Origin of the sequence: Actinomadura sp. K4S16, assembly GCF_008327685.1 — a bacterium.
Lineage (GTDB): Bacteria > Actinomycetota > Actinomycetes > Streptosporangiales > Streptosporangiaceae > Spirillospora.
Window position 1 is genome coordinate 89,293 of the sequence record NZ_BDDE01000025.1, and the last position, 19,254, is coordinate 108,546.

The following is a 19,254-nucleotide window of genomic DNA, read 5'->3' on the forward strand; positions in this document are numbered from 1 at the left end:
GAACGGCCCTCGCCCGCCCCATGTCAACCTCGGGAGGGTAAACCGTCCCGCGACCGTGACATCCCGCCGCCCGGACGACCCGCCGGGTCAGGACTCCAGGCCGAGGCGGACGGCGGCCTCCCGCCAGCGGGCCTCGTCGCCGGACGGCTCGTACCGGCAGAGGTCCTGGGTGGCGGCGACCAGGGCGCGGGCCTCGGCCAGGCCGGCGACGACCCCGTGCGCACGCGCCTGGGTCAGGACGTTGCCGAGCGCCGTCGCCTCGACCGGCCCGGCCACGACCGGGAGGCCGCTGGCGTCGGCGGTCAGCCGGCACAGCAGGTCGTTGCGGCTGCCGCCGCCCACCAGGTGGACGACCTCGATCTCGCGCCCGGACAGCCGGGACGCCTGGCGGAGCGTGACGCGGTGCGCGAGGGCGAGGCTGTCCACGACGCAGCGGACGGTCTCGGCGCGCGTGGCCGGCTCGGGGAACCCGCGGCGGCGGCAGTGCGCGGCGATGCGGCCGGGCATGTCGCCGGGCGGCAGGAACTCCGGGTCGTCGGGGTCGATGAGCGAGCGCAGCCCCGGGAGCCGCGCGGCCTCGGCGAGCAGCGCGGGCAGGTCGGGGTTCCCCCAGGTCCGCAGGGACTCCTGGAGCAGCCACAGGCCCATCACGTTGCGCAGGTAGCGGACGGTCCCGTCGATGCCGCCCTCGTTGGTGAAGTTGGCCTTGCGGCTCTCCTCGGTCAGCACGGGGGCGTCCAGTTCCACGCCGACCAGCGACCAGGTGCCGCACGAGATGTAGCCGAACCGCTCGGTGGCGGCGGGCACGGCGGCGACCGCGGACGCGGTGTCGTGCGAGCCGACCGCCGTGACCTGGAGGGCGCCGTGGCCGGTCTCGGCCATCACGTCCGGGCGGAGGGTCCCGATGGCCGAGCCCGGCTCGCGGAGCGGCGGGAGGATCTTCGCGGGGAGGTCCAGCCTGTCCAGGAGGTCCCGCGACCAGGTGCCGTCGCGGACGTCCAGCAGGCCGGTCGTGGAGGCGTTGGTGCGCTCGGCGCCGGCCTCGCCCGTCAGCCAGTAGGCCAGCAGGTCCGGGACGAGCAGCAGCGTGGCGGCCCGGGACAGGTCGTCCGCCGCGAGCTGGTAGATCGTGTTGAACGGCAGGAACTGCAACCCCGACGTCCGGTAGAGGAGGTCGTCGCCCAGCTCGGTGCGGACCCGCTCCATCACGCCGTCGGTGCGCGCGTCGCGGTAGTGGACGGGGTTGCCGAGCAGCCTGCCCTCCGCGTCGAGGAGCCCGTAGTCGACCGCCCACGAGTCGATGCCGATCGACGCCAGCCCGGACGGCGCGGCGCGCAGGCCGTCCAGGACGTTGCCGTAGAGGCCGAGGATGTCCCAGTACAGGGTGCCGTTGACCCGGACGGGGCGGTTCGGGAAACGGCGGATCTCCTCCAGGGCGAGGGTGCCCGGACCGACGCGCCCGGCCATGACCCGCCCGCTGGACGCCCCGAGATCGACGGCCGCGAACGTCGCGGCGTTCATCGCTTCACTCATTGGACGACCAAAACCTCCAAAGTCCTGGGCCCGTGCACGCCCTCGACGCGGGACAACTCGATGTCGCTCGTCGCGGACGGGCCCGACACGAACGTGAGCGGACGGCCCGGATCGAGCCGTTCGAGCGCCTCCGGCACGTCGGCGGCGACCTGGTCGGCGAGGACGACGATCAGGTGGTAGTCGGGCACGAGCGACAGGGCGCGCGGCCCCTGGGCGGCGCCGTGGTCCAGCACGATGGTCCCCGTCTCGGCGACCGCGGCCGCGCAGCCGGTGACCGCCCCGGCGAGGCCGTCGAGCGAAGCGACCGACGGGTCGCGCACGAGCGCCGCGCCGGTCGCGGACGTCCACTCCGGCGGCAGGTCGGACGGGACCCCGTACGCGCCGGGGCGGGCGGCGAGCCGTTCGGCGACGGCCGCGGCGACCTCGGACGCGGCCACGCGCAGGACGTTCGCACGGTAGTCGGCGACCCGCTCGGCGAACAGGTCGAGGATCCCGTCCTCGTGGTGGCGGCGCAGGTAACCGCGGTCGATCCGCTCGTAGGAGGCCGCGACCTCGGCGGCGGGCCGGGTCGGCGCCGCCTTCTCGATCCGGCGCAGGATCTCCTCGCGCGCGTTCACCGGTCCTCCTCCTCGCGTCCGCCGCCGGTCCGGGCCCACCAGGCGCGGAACGACTCGGGCGGCGGCGCGGGCGCGTCCCGCGTCTCGGTCCACGCGCCCAGCGGCCCGGGCAGCCGCCGGATCCGGCCGCCGCGCGCCACGACGCGGCGGCTCGCGGACGCGGCGCGCTGCGCGAGCGCGAGCCGGGTGGGGGAGCGCAGCGTCCACCCGGCCGCCGTCATCGCCACCCGCTCCAGCGGGTGGCGCGGCCCCTTCTCGACGGCGCGGGCCCGCAGGTGCACGAGCACCTCCGGGATGTCGATGGCGACCGGGCACGCCTCGAAGCAGGCCCCGCACAGCGACGACGCGTACGGCAGCGACGCGTCCACCTCCGACCCGATCCCTCTGATCTGCGGGGACAGGATCGCGCCGATCGGCCCGGGGTAGGGCGACCCGTAGGCGTGGCCGCCCGCGCGCTGGTAGACCGGGCACACGTTCAGGCACGCCGAGCAGCGGATGCAGCGCAGCGCCTGCCGGCCCACCTCGTCGGCCAGGGTGTCGGTGCGGCCGTTGTCCAGGAGGACGAGGTGGAAGTCGCGCGGGCCGTCGCCGGGGGAGACGCCCGTCCAGGTGGAGGTGTAGGGGTTCATCCGCTCGGCGGTGGACGAGCGGGGCAGCAGCTGCAGGAAGACCTCCAGGTCCCGCCAGCTCGGCACGATCTTCTCCACGCCCATCACCGAGATGAGCGTCTCCGGGAGCGTCAGGCACATCCGGCCGTTGCCCTCCGACTCCAGCACGACGAGCGTGCCGGTGTCGGCGACCGCGAAGTTCACCCCCGACACCCCGACCTTCGCCGACAGGAACTTGGCGCGCAGATGCCGCCGGGCCGCCTCGGCCAGCTCGGCGGGCGCGTCCGTCAGCCCCTCGGGCGCGTCGTCCATCGTGCGCAGGAAGATGTCGCGGATGTCGGACCGGTTGCGGTGGATGGCCGGGACGAGGATGTGCGACGGCCGGTCGTCGCCGAGCTGGACGATCAGCTCCGCCAGGTCGGTCTCGTAGGCGGTGATGCCCTCCTCGGCGAGGAACTCGTTGAGGCCGATCTCCTGCGTCGCCATCGACTTGACCTTGACGACCTCGGTCTCGCCGGTGGCCTTCACCAGGTCGGCGACGATCCGGTTGGCCTCCGCCGCGTCGCGCGCCCAGTGCACCGTCCCACCGGCCTCGGTGACCTTCTCCTCCAGCAGCGGCAGGTAGTGGCCGAGGTTCGCCAGGACGTGGTCCTTGATCTGCTTGCCGGCCTCGCGGAGCGCGTCCCAGTCGTCCAGCTCCGCCACCGCGGCGGCGCGCCGCCCCCGGATCGTGGTGGTGGCGTGCGCCAGGTTGCCGCGCAGCCGCGCGTCCCCCACCGCGCGCCGCGCCGCCTCCGGGAACGACGGCATACCTAGATAGGTCGGCATCGCCGGGGAGGTCATACGGGGTCCTCCTCTGTGGAAGCGAGGATCTCGGCCAGGTGGACGGTGCGCACCCCGGCGCGGGTGCGGGTGAGCGCGCCGCCGATGTGCATCAGGCAGGAGTTGTCCGCCGCGCACAGCGCCTCGGCCCCGGTCGCGCGGACGGCGGTGACCTTGTCGGCGCACATCGCGGCCGACACCTCGGAGTTCTTCAGCGCGAACGTCCCGCCGAACCCGCAGCACTCCGCCGCGTCCGGGAGCTCGACCAGGTCGATGCCGCGGACCTCGCGCAGCAGCCGCAGCGGGCGGTCGCCGACGTGCAGCATCCGCAGCGAGTGGCACGTCGGGTGGTAGGTGACGCGGTGCGGGAAGTAGGCGCCGACGTCGGTGACGCCGAGGACGTCCACCAGGAACTCCGACAGCTCGTACACGCGGGAGGCGACCCCGGCGGTGCGCGGCGCGAGCCTCGGGTGCCAGTCGCGGATCATCGCCGCGCAGGACGCGGACGGCGTCACCACCGCGTCGTAGGGCTCGAACGTCTCCGCGAACCCCTTCACCATCGGCAGCGCCTGCCGGCGGTAGCCGGTGTTGAGGTGCATCTGCCCGCAGCAGGTCTGCGATTCGGGGAACTCGACGTCGTGGCCGAGGCGCCGCAGCAGCTTCACCACCGCCTTGCCCGTCCCCGGGAACATCGTGTCGTTGACGCAGGTGAGGAACAGCGCGACTTTCATACGTTCGCCCTTTCGGGGGGCGACCCCCAACGCCCCCCGGCTCGCTCCGCTCATTTGAGGTCTCCCAAGACCGACCGGCTCGACTCGCGGACGACGAGCTCGGGCTGGAACATGACCTGCTGGTGGGCGTGCCCGGCCGACCCGTCGCACTCCTCCAGCAGCAGCTCGGTCGCGATCCGGCCGAGCTGGTAGGTGGGCTGCCGCACCGAGCTGAGCGGGACGGCGGCCGCGGCCGAGAACTCGATGTCGTCGTACCCGATCAGCGCGACGTCACCCGGCACCTTGACCCCGGCCTGCAGCAGGACGCGCAGCACGCCGAGCGCGAGCAGGTCGTTCGCGCAGAAGATCGCGTCGGGCAGCGGGGGACCGGCCTCCAGCAGCCGCCGGGCCGCCTCCTGCCCGGACCGCGCGTTCATCGCCCCGACGGCGACCTCGCGCATGGCGTCGCGGCCGAGCCCGGCGGCGCGCAGCGCCCGCTGGGCGCCGGTGCGCCGGTCGGCGCACTGGCGCAGCACCGTCGGGCCGGTGACGAACGCCAGCGTCCGGGCGCCCGCGTCCAGCAGTTCGGCGACCGCGAGCTCGCCGCCCGCGACGTCGTCCACGGCGACCGAGCACTGGTTGGCGCGCGGCGTCGGATGGTCGAGCAGCACGACGGGGACGCCGCGCTCGCGCAGCTGGTCGGCCGCCTCGCCGTCGTCGCCGACCGGGGTCAGCAGGACGCCCCGGACCCGCTGCTCGGCGAACACCCGCAGGTTGCGCAGCTCCCGCTCCTCCGACTCGCTGGAGGAGGACAGGATCACCGCGTAGCCGCGCTCGCTGGCGATGTCCTCCACGCCGCGCGCCACGTCGGTGAAGAACGGGTTGGCGAGGTCGAGGACCATCAGCCCGATCGTGCTGCTGTGCCCGGCGCGCAGCGTGGACGCCGAGCCGTTGCGCACGAAGCCGAGGGCGCGGATCGCCTCCTCGACGCGGATCCGGGTCGCCTCGGCGACCCGCTCGGGCCGGTTGAGCACGTTGGACACGGTGCCCGGAGACACCCCGGCGTGCGCCGCGACCTGCTTGATCCCGACCGTCCGGCCCGGCGGCGCGGAGCGGCCGGTCTGGTCTGCGCCCAATCTGTGTGCCCCCGAGTCGTCCGCTGGTGTGTCGCCGCTCACTGTGAATCATCTGATTAAAACGTGTCAACCCGAAACCGGGAACCGGGGCCGCCGAACCCGGTCGGCCGGTCCCGGCCGGAGCGACTTCGAAAACTCGCCCTGCCCTTGCGAGTACGGGCTTCTCGGCACGTCGGGCGGGGGCGGCCGGGATTTCACCCCTTGACGGGTGCTCCGGGTCACATCTAGCGTCCTCCGCAACATCTCGTTAAAACGTTTTTCATCTGTACGTCACAGACGTCCCCCGCGAGGAGGGCCGCGATGGGTGCACCGGGCCGGTCGGCGCCGCCGACATTGGCACTGGTCAACGTGAGTAAGTCGTTCGGTGCGGTACGCGCCCTGCAGGGCGTCACCCTGGAGCTGCACGCGGGCGAGGTGCACGCGCTGGCGGGAGAGAACGGGGCCGGCAAGTCCACGGTCGTAAAAACGTTCGCAGGCGTGCACCGCCCCGACGCGGGCGAGGTGCGGGTGGACGGCGAGCCGGTGGCCTTCAACAGCCCCGCCGACGCGCAGGCCGCCGGCGTCGCGGTCATCTACCAGGAGCCCACGCTGTTCCCCGACCTGTCGGTCGCCGAGAACATCTTCATGGGCCGCCAGCCGCGCGGCGCGCTCGGCCGCATCGACCGCCGCGCCATGCACGCCGAGACGGCGCGGCTGTTCGAGCGGCTCGGCGTCGCGCTGGACCCGCAGCAGCCCGCCCGCGGCCTGTCGATCGCCGACCAGCAGGTCGTCGAGATCGCCAAGGCCATCTCCCGGGACGCGCGGGTGCTCATCATGGACGAGCCGACCGCGGCGCTCACCGGCCAGGAGGTCGCCCGCCTGTTCGCGGTCACCCGCAGCCTGCAGGAGCACGGCTGCGCGGTGCTGTTCATCTCGCACCGGCTGGAGGAGATCTTCGAGATCTGCCGGCGGGTGACGACGCTGCGCGACGGCGCCTACGTCGGCACCGACATGGTCGCCGACCTCACGCCCGACGACCTCGTCCGCCGGATGGTCGGCCGCGACCTCGACGCGCTCTACCCCAAGCAGGACGTGGCGCCCGGCGAGGTCGCGCTGAAGGTGCGCCGGCTGACCCGCGAGGGCGCCTTCACCGACGTCTCCTTCGAGGTCCGCCGCGGCGAGATCGTCGCGCTGGCCGGGCTGGTCGGCGCCGGCCGCAGCGAGGTCGCCCGCGCCGTCTTCGGCGTGGACCGCTGGGACGCCGGGTCCGTCGAGGTCGGCGGCCGCGAGCTCCCCCCGGGCAGCCCCACCGCCGCGGTGTCGGCCGGGCTGGCGCTCGTCCCCGAGGACCGCCGCCAGCAGGGACTGGTCATGGACATGTCGATCGAGCGGAACATGGGCCTCACCCAGTTGAGGACGCTGCGCCGCGAGACCGGGCGCGGAGGCCTGATCTCCCGGAAGGTGGAGCGCAGCCGCGCAGCCGACTGGGGCCTGCGCCTCCAGCTGAAGTACTCCAAGCTCACCGACGTCGTCGGCGTCCTGTCGGGCGGCAACCAGCAGAAGGTCGTGCTCGCCAAGTGGCTGGCCACCGAGCCCGACGTGCTGATCGTGGACGAGCCGACCCGCGGCATCGACGTCGGTACCAAGGCCGAGGTGCACCGGCTGCTGTCGGAGCTCGCCGCGCAGGACCTCGCGGTGCTGATGATCTCCTCCGACCTGCCGGAGGTGCTCGGCATGGCCGACCGCATCCTCGTCATGCACGAGGGCCGGCTGACCGCCGAGATCGCCCGCGCCGACGCGACCGAAGAGAGCGTGATGGCCGCCGCGACCGGCCGCCCCGGCACCGGAAAGGCGGCCTGACCCCATGACCGTCCTCACCCAGTCACCGGCCAGGCCGGAGTCGGGCGGCCCGCCGGGCGGCGGGCGGCGCCTCGTCGAGATGGTGCTGCGCGCCCGCGAGCTGAGCATCCTCGGTGCGCTGGTCCTGCTCGTCCTCGGCACGACGATCGCCAACCCGCGGTTCATGTCCGGCCAGGGCCTCAAGGACATCTTCCTCAACGCCTCGATCCTCGTCCTGCTCGCCGTCGGGCAGAGCATGGTCGTCGTCACCCGCAACATCGACCTGTCGGTCGGGTCCGTCGTCGGGCTCGTCGCCTTCACCGCCGGGAAGTACGCCTCCGGCGGTGACCGCAACGTCGTGCTGGTCGTGCTGGTGGGCGTCGGGATCGGCCTGCTGTGCGGCCTGGTGAACGGGCTGCTGGTCAGCTTCTGCCGCGTCCCCGCGCTCGTCGTCACCCTCGGCACCCTGTACGTGATCCAGGGGCTGGACTACCGCATCGCGCACGGCCAGCAGATCGGCGCCGCCGACCTGCCGGCCTCGCTGCTGAGCCTCGGCAACGACGGGATCCTCGGCGTCCCCTACCTGCCGATCATCACCGTGCTCGTGATGCTGGCGGTCGGCTACTACCTGCGCTCCTACTCCTCCGGGCGCGAGTACTACGCGATCGGGTCCAGCCCGGAGGCCGCGATGCTCGCCGGCGTGCCGATCCGCCGCCGCGTCCTCACCGCCTACCTGGTCAGCGGCGCCCTCGCCGGGCTCGCCGGGGTGCTGTGGCTCGCCCGGTTCGGCACCGTCGTCGCCGACGCCGCGAACGGCTGGGAGCTGAAGGTCGTCAGCGCCGTCGTCGTCGGCGGCGTCGCCATCACCGGCGGCGTCGGCACCGTCTACGGGGCGGCGCTCGGCGCGCTGCTGCTCACCACCATCGGCAGCGTGCTGGTGGTGCTCAAGGTCAACTCGTTCTGGCAGGACGCGATCACCGGCGTGCTGCTGCTGCTGGCCATCAGCGTCGACCGGCTGCTGGCCCTGCGCGTCACCCGGGCGCTGAAACAGCGTTCGCTGGCCTCCGCCGCGCACCGCGCCGCCGCCCCGGAGAGCGGCGCCCGCAAGAACAGGGAGGGACGGTCATGAGCCGCCTGATGCGGTGGGAGACCGCCGTCACCGCGCTGCTGGTCCTGGTCTTCGCGGGCGGCGCCGGGTTCTCGCCCGACTTCGCGAACAACGACAACCTGTCGTTCGCGCTGGACGACCTGAGCGAGATCGCGCTGATCGCGCTGCCGATGACGCTGCTGGTCGTGTGCGGGCAGGTCGACCTGTCGGTCGCCTCCATCCTCGGGCTGTGCAGCGCCCTCACCGGCAAGCTGTGGGACGGCGGCATGGCCATCGAGACGATCATCCCGGTGGTGCTGGCCGTCGGCGTCGTCTGCGGGCTGGTGAACGGCCTGCTCGTGACCAGGCTCGGGCTGCCGTCCCTCGCCGTCACCATCGGCACGCTGACCCTCTACCGGGGCCTGGCGTACGTGACGCTCGGCACCGGGGCGATCTCGGAGTTCCCCACCGCCTACACCGATCTCGCGACGTCCTCCATCCCGGGCACGCCGATCCCGTACCCGGTCGCGCTGTTCGTCGTGCTGGCCGCCGTCACCGGCGTCGTCCTGCACGCCACCGGAATCGGGCGGTCGCTGTTCGCGATCGGCTCCCAGGAGGACGCGGCGTACTTCGCCGGCATCCGGGTCAAGCGCATCAAGCTGATCCTGTTCGCGGTGTCCGGCCTCGTCGCCGGGTTCGCCGGGATCGTCTACACGCTCCGCTACGGCAGCGCCCGCGCCGACAACGGCATCGGCCTGGAGCTCGCAGTCATCGCGGCGGTGCTGCTCGGCGGCATCGACTTCGACGGCGGCAAGGGCACCCTCGGCGGCGTCATCGCGGCCGTGCTGCTCATCGGCCTGCTCCGCAACCTGCTGATGCTCAGGGACGTGTCCACCGAGGTCCAGTCCATCGTCACCGGGCTGCTGCTCATCATCAGCGTCCTCACCCCGCGGCTGATCGCCGTGGTGCGCGAGGCCCGAGAACGGCGGCGGGGCGCGAGACCCGCGGTCCCCGCCGCCGCGCCCTGACCACCACCGCGCCCTGACCACCATCGCGCACCCACCCCCCGGCCCCCCGCCGCACACCCACCCACCTCAAGCACGACCCCGAACTGTGAAAGGCAACCCTGATGACCATTCGTTTGCGCGCCCCGCGCCGGCTGCTGGCCGCCGCCACGGCGAGCGCCCTGGCCCTCAGCCTGGCCGCCTGCGGCGGGACCACCAAGGACTCCGCGTCCGACTCGGGGGACGCCAAGGCCGGGGGCAACGCGTCCGCGAACCCGAACGCGCCGCTGAAGAAGGGCCTGAAGCTGGCCTTCCTCCCCAAGCAGGTCAACAACCCCTACGAGACGATCGTCGACAACGCCGGCATCGCGGCGGCCAAGGAGTTCGGCGGCGAGGCCAAGGAGGTCGGCCCGTCCGACGCGTCCGCGTCCTCGCAGGTCTCCTACATCAACACCCTGGTCCAGCAGCGGCACGACGCCATCCTCATCGCCGCCAACGACGAGAACGCGGTGTGCGGCCCGCTCAAGCAGGCGCGCGCCAAGAAGATCAAGATCGTGGCCTACGACTCCGACACCAACCCCGACTGCCGGGACGTGTTCATCAACCAGGCCAGCTCCGAGGAGATCGGCCGCAGCGAGGTCAAGCTGCTGGCCGAGCAGATCGGCAGCGAGGGCGAGATCGCGATCCTGTCGGCGACCGCGAACGCCACGAACCAGAACACCTGGATCAAGTTCATGCAGGACGAGCTCAAGAAGCCCGAGTACTCGAAGATGAAGCTCGTCAAGGTGGCCTACGGCGACGACGACGACCAGAAGTCGTTCCAGCAGACCCAGGGCCTGCTGCAGGCGTACCCGAACCTGAAGGGCATCATCTCGCCCACCACGGTCGGCATCGCCGCCGCCGCCCGCTACATCTCCGGCTCCAAGTACAAGGGCAAGGTCGCGCTGACCGGCCTCGGCACCCCCGACCAGATGCGCAAGTTCGTCAAGGACGGCACGGTCAAGGGTTTCGAGCTCTGGGACCCGAAGAACCTCGGCTACCTCGCCGCGTACGCGGCGGCGGCCCTGTCGTCCGGCCAGATCACCGGCGCGGAGGGCGAGAAGTTCAAGGCGGGCAAGCTCGGCGAGCGCACGATCGGCGCCAACGGCGAGGTGATCCTCGGCCCGCCGACGGTGTTCGACGCCAAGAACATCGACCAGTACCACTTCTGACCCTGAGCGACGCGAACCGGGGGGCGGGGGGCTTCGCCCCCCACAAGGAGACGCCCCTATGTCCGGACGCACGAAGCGCGTCTGCTTCCTGCTGAAGGTCAGGCAGGACCGCCTGGAGGAGTACAAGCTGCGCCACCAGGCGGTCTGGCCCGACATGCTCAACGCCCTGCGCGACACCGGCTGGCACAACTACTCGCTGTTCCTGCGCGAGGACGGCCTCCTCGTCGGCTACCTGGAGACCGACGACTTCGAGGCGGCCCAGGAGGCGATGGCCCGCACCGAGGTGAACGCGCGGTGGCAGGCGGAGATGGCGCAGTTTTTCGAGGACCTCGACGGCCGCCCCGACGAGGGGATGCGGCCGCTCACCGAGGTCTTCCACCTGGACTAGCCGGTGACCGGATAGGAGAGAGGCAAACCGTGAACGACACCAGCGCGGTGAAGGACGCCCTGCGCCGCCAGCAGATCGAGACTCCCTCGTGGGCGTACGGGAACTCGGGGACCCGGTTCAAGGTCTTCGCCCAGCGGGGCGTGCCGCGCACCCCGCAGGAGAAGATCGACGACGCCGCGCAGGTGCACCGGTTCACCGGCGTCGCGCCCAGCGTGGCGGTCCACATCCCCTGGGACCGGGTGGACGACTACGCCGCGCTGGCCGCCCACGCCAAGGAGCGGGGCGTGCGGATCGGTGCGGTGAACACCAACGTCTTCCAGGACGACGACTACATGCTCGGCAGCGTCACCAACCCTGACCCCGCCGTCCGCCGCAAGGCCCTCGACCACCTGCTCGAGGCGGTCGACATCATGGACGCGACCGGCTCCCGCGACCTGAAGCTGTGGTTCTCCGACGGCACGAACTACCCGGGGCAGGACGACATCCGCACCCGGCAGGACCGGATGGCCGAGGCCCTCGCCGCCGTCTACGAGCGGCTCGGCGACGACCAGCGGTTCCTGCTGGAGTACAAGCTGTTCGAGCCGGCGTTCTACATGACCGACCTGCCGGACTGGGGCACCTCCTACGCGCACTGCCTGAAGCTCGGCCCGAAGGCGCAGGTCGTGGTCGACACCGGCCACCACGCGCCCGGCACCAACATCGAGTTCATCGTCGCGTTCCTGCTGCGCGAGGGGAAGCTCGGCGGGTTCGACTTCAACTCCCGCTTCTACGCCGACGACGACCTCATGGTGGGCTCGGCCGACCCGTTCCAGCTGTTCCGCATCATGTACGAGGTGGTGCGCGGCGGGGGCTACGACGCCGAGACGGGCGTGGCGTTCATGCTCGACCAGTGCCACAACATCGAGCCGAAGATCCAGGGCCAGATCCGCTCGGTGATGAACGTCCAGGAGGCCACCGCGAAGGCCCTGCTGGTGGACGCCGACGCCCTGCGCTCGGCGCAGGAGTCCGGTGACGTCCTGGAGGCGAACGCCGTGTTCATGGACGCCTACAACACCGACGTCCGGCCGCTGCTCGCCGAACTGCGCGAGGAGATGGGCCTGCACCCGGACCCGGTCGCCGCCTACAAGGCGTCCGGCTACTACGAGCGGATCGCCGAGGAGCGCAAGGACGGCCAGGCGGCCGGCTGGGGGGCCTGAGCATGGCCGCCGCGCCCGCCGCGCCGTCCGGCAGAACCCGCACGGCGCCCCGCCGCCCCGTCGTCATCGCCGCCGTCGCCGGCCTCGTGCTGGCCGCGGCCGTTCCGGCGCACGCGCTGGAGGAGGCCGCCCTGAGCGTCGGCGGCCTGGAGACCGAGCACGCCACGACCCCGAACGCCGTCTCGGCCGCGAAGCCGAGGTTCGGATGGCTGCTGAACGCACGCGAGCGCGGCCAGCGCCAGACCGCCTACCGCGTCTCCGTCGCCACCGCCGACGGGGGCCGCACCGTCTGGGACTCGGGCGCGGTCGACTCGGCCCGCGGCTACGACGTCCGCTACGGCGGCCCGGCTCTCGCGCCCGCCACCCGCTACACCTGGCGGGTCAAGGTTGCCGACGCCCGCGGGCACTGGACGCGCTGGAGCGCGGCCACCTGGTTCGAGACCGCGCTCGGCGCGGACGGCTGGCGCGGCTCGTGGATCGCCGCCCCCGAGAACGCCGCGTCCACCCCGGACCTGCGGGGCACCAGCTGGATCTGGTACCCCGAGGGCGACCCCAAGACGCAGGCGCCCGCGGGCTCGCGCTACCTGCGCGGCGCGTTCGACCTGGCCGCGGTGCCCGAGGGCGCCCGCCTGGTCATGACGGCCGACGACGGCTTCACCGCCTGGGTGAACGGCGCCGAGGTCGGCGGGCGCGACCCCGACCCGGTGGCCGAGAACTGGCGGCGCCCGATCGTCGTCGACGTCACCGCCCACCTGCGGACGGGCCGCAACGTCGTCGCCGTCAAGGCGACCAACGGCAAGGCCAGCCCGGCCGGACTCCTCGGGCGCCTCGAACTGCCCGGCCAGGACCCGAAGCAGTTCGACACCGGCGCGGCCTGGCGGGCCGCGAACGAGGAGCCCTCCGGGGACTGGAAGGCGGTCGGCTACGACGACGCGGCCTGGCCGCAGGCGAAGGTGCTGGCGCCCTGGGGCGGTGCTCCCTGGGGCGAGGTGAACCCCGAGAAGCCCACCCTCCCCGAGCCGCTCCTGCGCCGCGACTTCGACGTCGCCGGCAAGAAGATCGCCAAGGCGCGGCTGTACGCGGCGGCCGGCGGCTACGTCGAGCTGAGCCTGAACGGCAGGCGCGTCGGCGACGAGGTGCTCCAGCCCGGGTTCGTCCGCTACGACAAGCGCGTCGAGTACGTCACCCGCGACGTGACCCGCATGCTGCGGCACGGCGGCAACGTGATCGGGGCGCGCCTCGGCCGCGGCTTCTACGGGATGACCCAGAAGAACACCTGGAACTGGCATGCCACGCCGTGGACCGGCGAGCCGCGGCTGCTGGCCCAGCTCGTCGTGACCTACGACGACGGCAGCACCCAGACGGTCGCGACCGACGGGCAGTGGCGCTACGCCGAGGGCCCCGTCCGCTACGACTCCCTCTACGGCGGCGAGACCTACGACGCCCGCGAGGAGAAGCCCGGCTGGGACCGCCCCGGCTTCGACGCCTCCTCCTGGCGGCAGGCGGCGGCCGTGCAGGCCCCGACCGCCACCGTGGTGCCCGAGGAGCACGAGCCGATCAAGGTCGCGCGCACCCTGCGGCCCGTCGCGGTCACCAGCCCCAAGCCCGGCGTCCACGTCTTCAAGATGCCCCACAACACCGCCGGGTGGGCGCGCATCCGCGTCAGCGGGCCGCAGGGCGCGATCGTGAGCCTGAAGTACGGCGAGCGGCTCAACTCCGACGGCACCGTCCAGGCCGGCAACGGCCTGGTCACCGGGCGCTTCCAGACCGACGAGTACGTCCTGGCCGGGCGCGGGACGACCGAGACGTGGGAGGCCCGCTACAGCTACAAGGGCTTCCAGTACGTCCAGGTGACCGGCTGGCCGGGGGAGCCGCCCACCGTCGACGACCTCGACGGCCGCGAGGTGCACAGCGCCCTGCGCTCCAACGGCTCGTTCCGCAGCTCCAACGACCTGTTCAACACGGTGGAGGCCGCCACCCGGCAGACCGTCGTCAACAACTGGCACGGCATCCCGACCGACACCCCGATGTACGAGAAGAACGGGTGGACCGGCGACGCCCAGCTCATGGCCGAGATGGAGATGGGCCGGTTCGACCTGCGCCGGCTGTTCGCCAAGTGGATGACCGACCACCGCGACAGCCAGGGCTCCGACGGCGTCATCCCGGGGATCGTGCCCGACAACGGCTGGGGCCTCGGCTCCTACGGCCAGGCGCCGCCGTGGCACGCCTCCTTCACCGAGATCCCCTGGCAGATGTACCAGCGGTACGGCGACCGCGACGTCCTCGCCGCGAACTACCCGGCGATGCAGGCCTACCTGGACGGGTGGCTCAAGCGCGCGGACGGCGAGGGGCTCTACCCGAGCAGCCTGAACGACTACCTCGCCCCCGGGTACAACGGCAACACCCCCGAGGACAGGCGCCTGCACGGCACCGCCTACACCTACTCCAACGCGCTGATCATCGCCGGCGTGGCGGAGGTCCTCGGCCGCGGCGACGACGCCGCCCGCTACCGGGCCGCCGCCGCCCGCATCAAGGACGCGTTCAACAAGGCCTTCCTGCGCGGCGACGCCTACGTCACCCGTTCCGACCCCGGCTACCGGCAGACCAACGCGCTCCTCGCCCTGGCCCTCGGCCTCGCGCCGGAGGAGGCGCAGAAGGCCGTCACCGACCGGCTCGTCCGGGACGTGGAGGAGCGCGGCGACCACCTCGACACCGGGGCGCTCGGCACCAAGTACCTGCTGACCGAGCTGACGAAGCGCGGCCACGGCGACCTCGCCTACCGCGTCGCCGACCAGCGCACCTACCCGAGCTGGGGGTACTGGACCGCCAACGGCGCGACCACGCTGTGGGAGCGCTGGGACCTGGACTCGCGGTCCCGCGACCACGTGTTCCTCGGCGGCGCCATCGGCGAGTGGTTCACCGAGGACCTCGCCGGCATCACGCCCGCCGCGCCCGGGTTCGACCGGATCAGGGTCGCGCCGCAGCCGCTCGGCGACCTGGGCTCGGTGGACGCCTCCACGCCCACCCCGCACGGCCCGGTCACCGTCCGCTGGACGAGGTCCGGCGCCGGGTTCGACCTGCGCGTGCGCGTCCCCGTCGGCGCCACCGCCGAGATCGAGCTGCCCGCCGCGGCCGCGGACCGGGTGACCGAGAGCGGGAGGCCGCTGACCGCCGCCGAGGGCGTGCGCGTCCTCGGCACCGGGCGGGGCGCCAACGGCGACGTCGTCCGGGTGGAGGCCGGCTCCGGCGCCTACACCTTCCACGCACGCACATGAAGCCGCGCACGCACATGAAGCCCCGCACGCACCCGACGCAGCACACCCACATGAGGAGAATCCGATGACCGCCACTCCACCCGAGGTGGAGCAGCTGCTGGAACGCGCCAACACCCTCGGCTCGGACCCGCGCAACACCAACTACGCCGGCGGCAACGCGTCCGCGAAGGGCACCGTCACCGACCCCGTGACGGCCCGCGACGTCGAGCTGATGTGGGTGAAGGGCTCGGGCGGCGACCTCGGCACCCTCACCGAGAAGGGCCTGGCCGTGCTGCGGCTGGACCGGATGCGCGCCCTCGTGGACGTCTACCCGGGCGTCGAGCGCGAGGACGAGATGGTCGCCGCGTTCGACTACTGCCTGCACGGCAAGGGCGGCGCCGCGCCGTCCATCGACACCGCCATGCACGGCCTCGTGGAGGCCGCGCACGTCGACCACCTCCACCCCGACTCCGGCATCGCGATCGCGACGGCCGCCGACGGCGAGGAGCTGACGCGGCGAATCTTCGGCGACCGGGTCGCGTGGGTGCCGTGGCGGCGCCCCGGCTTCCAGCTCGGCCTGGACATCGCCGAGATCAAGCGCGCCAACCCCGGCGCCATCGGGGTGGTCCTCGGCGGGCACGGCATCACCGCGTGGGGCGAGACGAGCGAGGAGTGCAAGGCCAACTCGCTCGACATCATCCGCACCGCGGAGGCCTACATCGCCGAGCACGGCAAGGCCGACCCGTTCGGCGAGGTCGTCCACCCGGCGCTGCCCGAGGACCAGCGGCACGCGCGCGCCGCCGCGCTGTTCCCGCTGATCCGTGGCCTGGCGTCGACGGACCGCCCGCAGGTGGGGCACTACACCGACAGCGAGCCGGTCCTGGACTTCGTGTCGCGCGCCGAGCACCCCCGGCTCGCCGCGCTCGGCACGTCCTGCCCGGACCACTTCCTGCGCACCAAGGTCGCGCCGATGGTGCTGGACCTGCCGCCGGACGCCCCGCTCGACGAGGCCAAGGCGCGCCTGAAGGAGCTGCACGCCGCCTACCGCGAGGAGTACGCCGCCTACTACGACCGGCACGCCGGCCCGGACTCGCCGCCGATGCGCGGCGCGGACCCGGCGATCGTGCTGGTCCCGGGCGTCGGGATGTTCTCCTTCGGGGCGAACAAGCAGACCGCGCGGGTCGCCGGCGAGTTCTACGTCAACGCGATCAACGTGATGCGCGGCGCGGAGGCCCTGTCGTCGTACGCGCCGATCGACGAGGCGGAGAAGTTCCGCATCGAGTACTGGGAGCTGGAGGAGGCCAAGCTCCGGCGGATGCCGGCGCCGAAGCCGCTCGCCTCCCGGGTCGCGCTCGTCACCGGCGGCGGCTCCGGCATCGGCGCGGCCACCGCCCGCCGCCTCGCCGCCGAGGGCGCCTGCGTCGTCGTCGCCGACCGGGACCTCGCGGCGGCAGAGAAGGTCGCCGCCGAGATCGGCGCCACCGCGCTGCGCGCAGCCGACGCCGCCGTCGCCGCCGGCGCGGACGTGACGTCCGAGGACGAGATCATCGCGGCCGTCCGGGTCGCGGTCCTGGCGTTCGGCGGAGTGGACCTCGTCGTCAACAACGCGGGCCTGTCCATCTCCAAGCCGCTCCTGGACACGACCACCGCCGACTGGGACCTCCAGCACGACGTCATGGCGCGCGGCTCGTTCCTGGTCTCCCGCGAGACCGCCCGCGTCATGGTGGAGCAGGGGATGGGCGGCGACATCGTCTACATCTCGTCCAAGAACGGGGTGTTCGCCGGGCCGAACAACATCGCCTACGGCGCGACCAAGGCCGACCAGGCGCACCAGGTGCGGCTGCTGGCCGCCGAGCTCGGCGAGCACGGCATCCGCGTCAACGGGGTCAACCCGGACGGCGTCGTCCGCGGCTCCGGGATCTTCGCCGGCGGGTGGGGCGCGAAGCGCGCCGCCGTGTACGGCGTCGAGGAGGAGCGGCTCGGCGAGTTCTACGCCCAGCGGACGCTGCTCAAGCGCGAGGTGCTGCCCGAGCACGTCGCCGCCGCCGTCTTCGCCCTCACCGGCGGGGACCTGACCCACACCACCGGACTGCACATCCCCGTGGACGCCGGCGTCGCCGCCGCGTTCCTGCGCTGAGGAGGACCGTCCCCTTGGAAGGAAGGCCGGCCGGCGGCCCGGACCGCGCGGCCGCGGCGCTCACCCCCGCCGCGGCCGCGCCGTCCCCACCCGGGCCGCCGGCCGTCCTGTCCGGGCCCGCTCGACCAAGTGAACCCGAAGGGACAACGGTGCCGGCGGCGAGGAAGTTCACACGCTCCCTTGTGTCCGTCGTCACGTCCCCGGGCCGGGGACGCCGCATCCGGCGGGTCCCGCGCCGGTGGGCATGTCCCCATGGAAGGGGCGTCCGCCGGGCGCCGCACCCTCACCGCCTGCTAGGAGAGGACAAGCAATGGCAGACACGACAGCGCCGCCGCCGGTGAAGGTCGGCCTGGTCGCCGGGGGCCTCGGCGCCTACTGGCCGCAGTTCCCCGACCTGCTGCCGCAGCTCGAGCGGTCCGCCGAGCGCGTCTCGGAGCGGATGCGCGGGCTCGGCGCCGAGGTCGTCGACGTCGGGTTCATCTCCGACGCGCAGGAGGGCGCGGCCGCGGCCGAGCGCCTGCGCGCCGCGGGCTGCGACATCATCGTCGGCTTCCTCACCACCTACATGACCGCGACGATGCTGGTCCCGGTCGCGCAGCGGGCGGACGCGCCCGTCCTGCTGATCAACCTGCAGCCGACCGAGTCGATGGACCACGCGACCTTCGACACCGGGCAGTGGCTCGCCTACTGCGGCGCCTGCCCGCTGCCGGAGATGGCGAACGCGTTCGCGCGCTGCGGCGTCCCGTTCCGCTCGGTGTCGGGGTACCTGGAGGACGAGCGCGCCTGGGCGAGGATCGGCCGCTGGGTGCGCGCCGCCGGGGTCCGCGCGGCGCTGCGGCGGGGCAGGCACGGGCTGATGGGCCACCTGTACCCGGGCATGCTCGACGTCTCCACCGACCTCACGCTCGTCAGCGCCAACTTCGGCGGGCACGTGGAGGTGCTGGAGTTCGACGACCTGCGGGTCAGGGTCGAGAAGGTCACCGAGGCCGAGACGGCCGCCAAGAAGGCCGAGGCCGAGAAGATCTTCGAGCTGGACGCCTCCGTCAACGACGACGACCTGACCTGGGCGGCCCGCGTCTCGGTCGGCCTGGACCGCCTCGTCGAGGACTTCGAGCTGGACAGCCTCGCCTACTACCACCGGGGCCTGGACGGCGAGATCCACGAGCGGCTCGGCGCCGGGATGATCCTCGGCGCGTCGCTGCTCACCGCGCGGGGGATCCCGGCGGCCGGGGAGTACGAGCTGCGCACCTCCCTGGCGATGCTGATCGCCGACCGGCTCGGCGCCGGCGGCTCGTTCACCGAGCTGCAGGCGCTGGACTTCCACCGCGGCCACGTCGAGATGGGCCACGACGGGCCCGCGCACCTGGCGATCAGCGCCCGCCGGCCGCTGCTGCGCGGCCTCGGCGTCTACCACGGCAAGCGCGGCTACGGCGTGTCCGTCGAGTTCGACGTCAAGCACGGCCCGGTCACCGCGTTCGGCGTCATCCAGCGCCGCGACGGCCGGTTCGCGTTCGTCGCGTCCGAGGGCGAGACCGTGGACGGGCCGCTGCTCCAGATCGGCAACACCACCTCCCGAGTCGACTTCGGCTGCGACCCCGGCGAGTGGACCGACGCGTGGTCGGCCACCGGGATCTCCCACCACTGGGCCCTCGGCACCGGCCACCGCGTCGCCGACCTGAAGGCCCTCGCCGACCTCATGGAGATCGAACTCGTCCAAGTGAATCCCTGACGGA

14 protein-coding genes are annotated in these 19,254 nt (G+C 72.9%); 9 read left to right on the plus strand and 5 right to left on the minus strand.

Annotated elements, in window-relative coordinates:
• Positions 1-87: 87 nt before the first annotated feature.
• Genes K4S16_RS37360 through K4S16_RS37380 form a run of 5 tightly spaced genes read right to left on the minus strand, consistent with a single transcriptional unit; the run spans position 88 to position 5,426 of the window.
• On the minus strand, positions 88-1,533 hold the full coding sequence (locus K4S16_RS37360) for a rhamnulokinase family protein (RefSeq protein ID WP_235037326.1): 1,446 nt from the start codon (positions 1,531-1,533) through the stop codon (positions 88-90).
• Positions 1,530-2,150 carry an LUD domain-containing protein gene (locus K4S16_RS37365; protein ID WP_149263812.1) on the minus strand — a complete coding sequence of 207 codons (621 nt, stop codon included), beginning with the start codon at positions 2,148-2,150 and terminating at the stop codon, positions 1,530-1,532. Before K4S16_RS37365 ends, K4S16_RS37360 begins: the two co-directional genes overlap by 4 nt.
• Positions 2,147-3,601, minus strand: a complete 1,455-nt coding sequence (locus tag K4S16_RS37370; RefSeq protein WP_149263813.1) for a LutB/LldF family L-lactate oxidation iron-sulfur protein — start codon at positions 3,599-3,601, stop codon at positions 2,147-2,149. The genes K4S16_RS37365 and K4S16_RS37370 overlap by 4 nt, the downstream gene beginning before the upstream one ends.
• A complete protein-coding gene (locus K4S16_RS37375; RefSeq protein ID WP_149263814.1) occupies positions 3,598-4,311 on the minus strand; it encodes a (Fe-S)-binding protein in 714 nt (237 codons plus the stop codon). Before K4S16_RS37375 ends, K4S16_RS37370 begins: the two co-directional genes overlap by 4 nt.
• 50 nt (positions 4,312-4,361) lie before the next feature.
• The gene (locus K4S16_RS37380) at positions 4,362-5,426 is read right to left on the minus strand and encodes a LacI family DNA-binding transcriptional regulator (protein WP_149263815.1); all 1,065 of its coding nucleotides are present in this window, start codon (positions 5,424-5,426) and stop codon (positions 4,362-4,364) included.
• 300 nt (positions 5,427-5,726) lie between these two features.
• Here K4S16_RS37380 and K4S16_RS37385 point away from each other — a divergent pair, with 300 nt between their 5' ends.
• The 9 genes from K4S16_RS37385 (at position 5,727) to K4S16_RS37425 (ending at position 19,250) form a co-directional block, all read left to right on the plus strand.
• The gene (locus tag K4S16_RS37385) at positions 5,727-7,265 is read left to right on the plus strand and encodes a sugar ABC transporter ATP-binding protein (protein WP_149263816.1); all 1,539 of its coding nucleotides are present in this window, start codon (positions 5,727-5,729) and stop codon (positions 7,263-7,265) included.
• A 4-nt stretch (positions 7,266-7,269) separates the two neighbouring features.
• Complete coding sequence (locus K4S16_RS37390) at positions 7,270-8,373, plus strand: ABC transporter permease (RefSeq protein WP_149263817.1); 1,104 nt, start codon at positions 7,270-7,272, stop codon at positions 8,371-8,373.
• On the plus strand, positions 8,370-9,359 hold the full coding sequence (locus tag K4S16_RS37395; protein WP_149263818.1) for an ABC transporter permease: 990 nt from the start codon (positions 8,370-8,372) through the stop codon (positions 9,357-9,359). Before K4S16_RS37390 ends, K4S16_RS37395 begins: the two co-directional genes overlap by 4 nt.
• A gap of 101 nt (positions 9,360-9,460) precedes the next feature.
• Positions 9,461-10,546 carry a rhamnose ABC transporter substrate-binding protein gene (gene rhaS, locus K4S16_RS37400; protein WP_149263819.1) on the plus strand — a complete coding sequence of 362 codons (1,086 nt, stop codon included), beginning with the start codon at positions 9,461-9,463 and terminating at the stop codon, positions 10,544-10,546.
• Between the two features lie 58 nt (positions 10,547-10,604).
• Positions 10,605-10,934 carry an L-rhamnose mutarotase gene (locus tag K4S16_RS37405; RefSeq protein WP_141584541.1) on the plus strand — a complete coding sequence of 110 codons (330 nt, stop codon included), beginning with the start codon at positions 10,605-10,607 and terminating at the stop codon, positions 10,932-10,934.
• A gap of 29 nt (positions 10,935-10,963) precedes the next feature.
• Entirely contained in the window at positions 10,964-12,130 is a 1,167-nt protein-coding gene (gene rhaI / locus K4S16_RS37410; RefSeq protein ID WP_149263820.1) for an L-rhamnose isomerase, read from the plus strand.
• Positions 12,131-12,132: 2 nt separating this feature from the next.
• A complete protein-coding gene (locus K4S16_RS37415; protein WP_149263821.1) occupies positions 12,133-15,405 on the plus strand; it encodes a family 78 glycoside hydrolase catalytic domain in 3,273 nt (1,090 codons plus the stop codon).
• 64 nt (positions 15,406-15,469) lie between these two features.
• Complete coding sequence (locus tag K4S16_RS37420) at positions 15,470-17,521, plus strand: bifunctional aldolase/short-chain dehydrogenase (protein WP_149263822.1); 2,052 nt, start codon at positions 15,470-15,472, stop codon at positions 17,519-17,521.
• 310 nt (positions 17,522-17,831) lie between these two features.
• Positions 17,832-19,250: an L-fucose/L-arabinose isomerase family protein gene (locus K4S16_RS37425; protein ID WP_149263823.1), complete on the plus strand. Its 1,419-nt coding sequence runs from the start codon at positions 17,832-17,834 to the stop codon at positions 19,248-19,250.
• Positions 19,251-19,254: the final 4 nt, after the last annotated feature.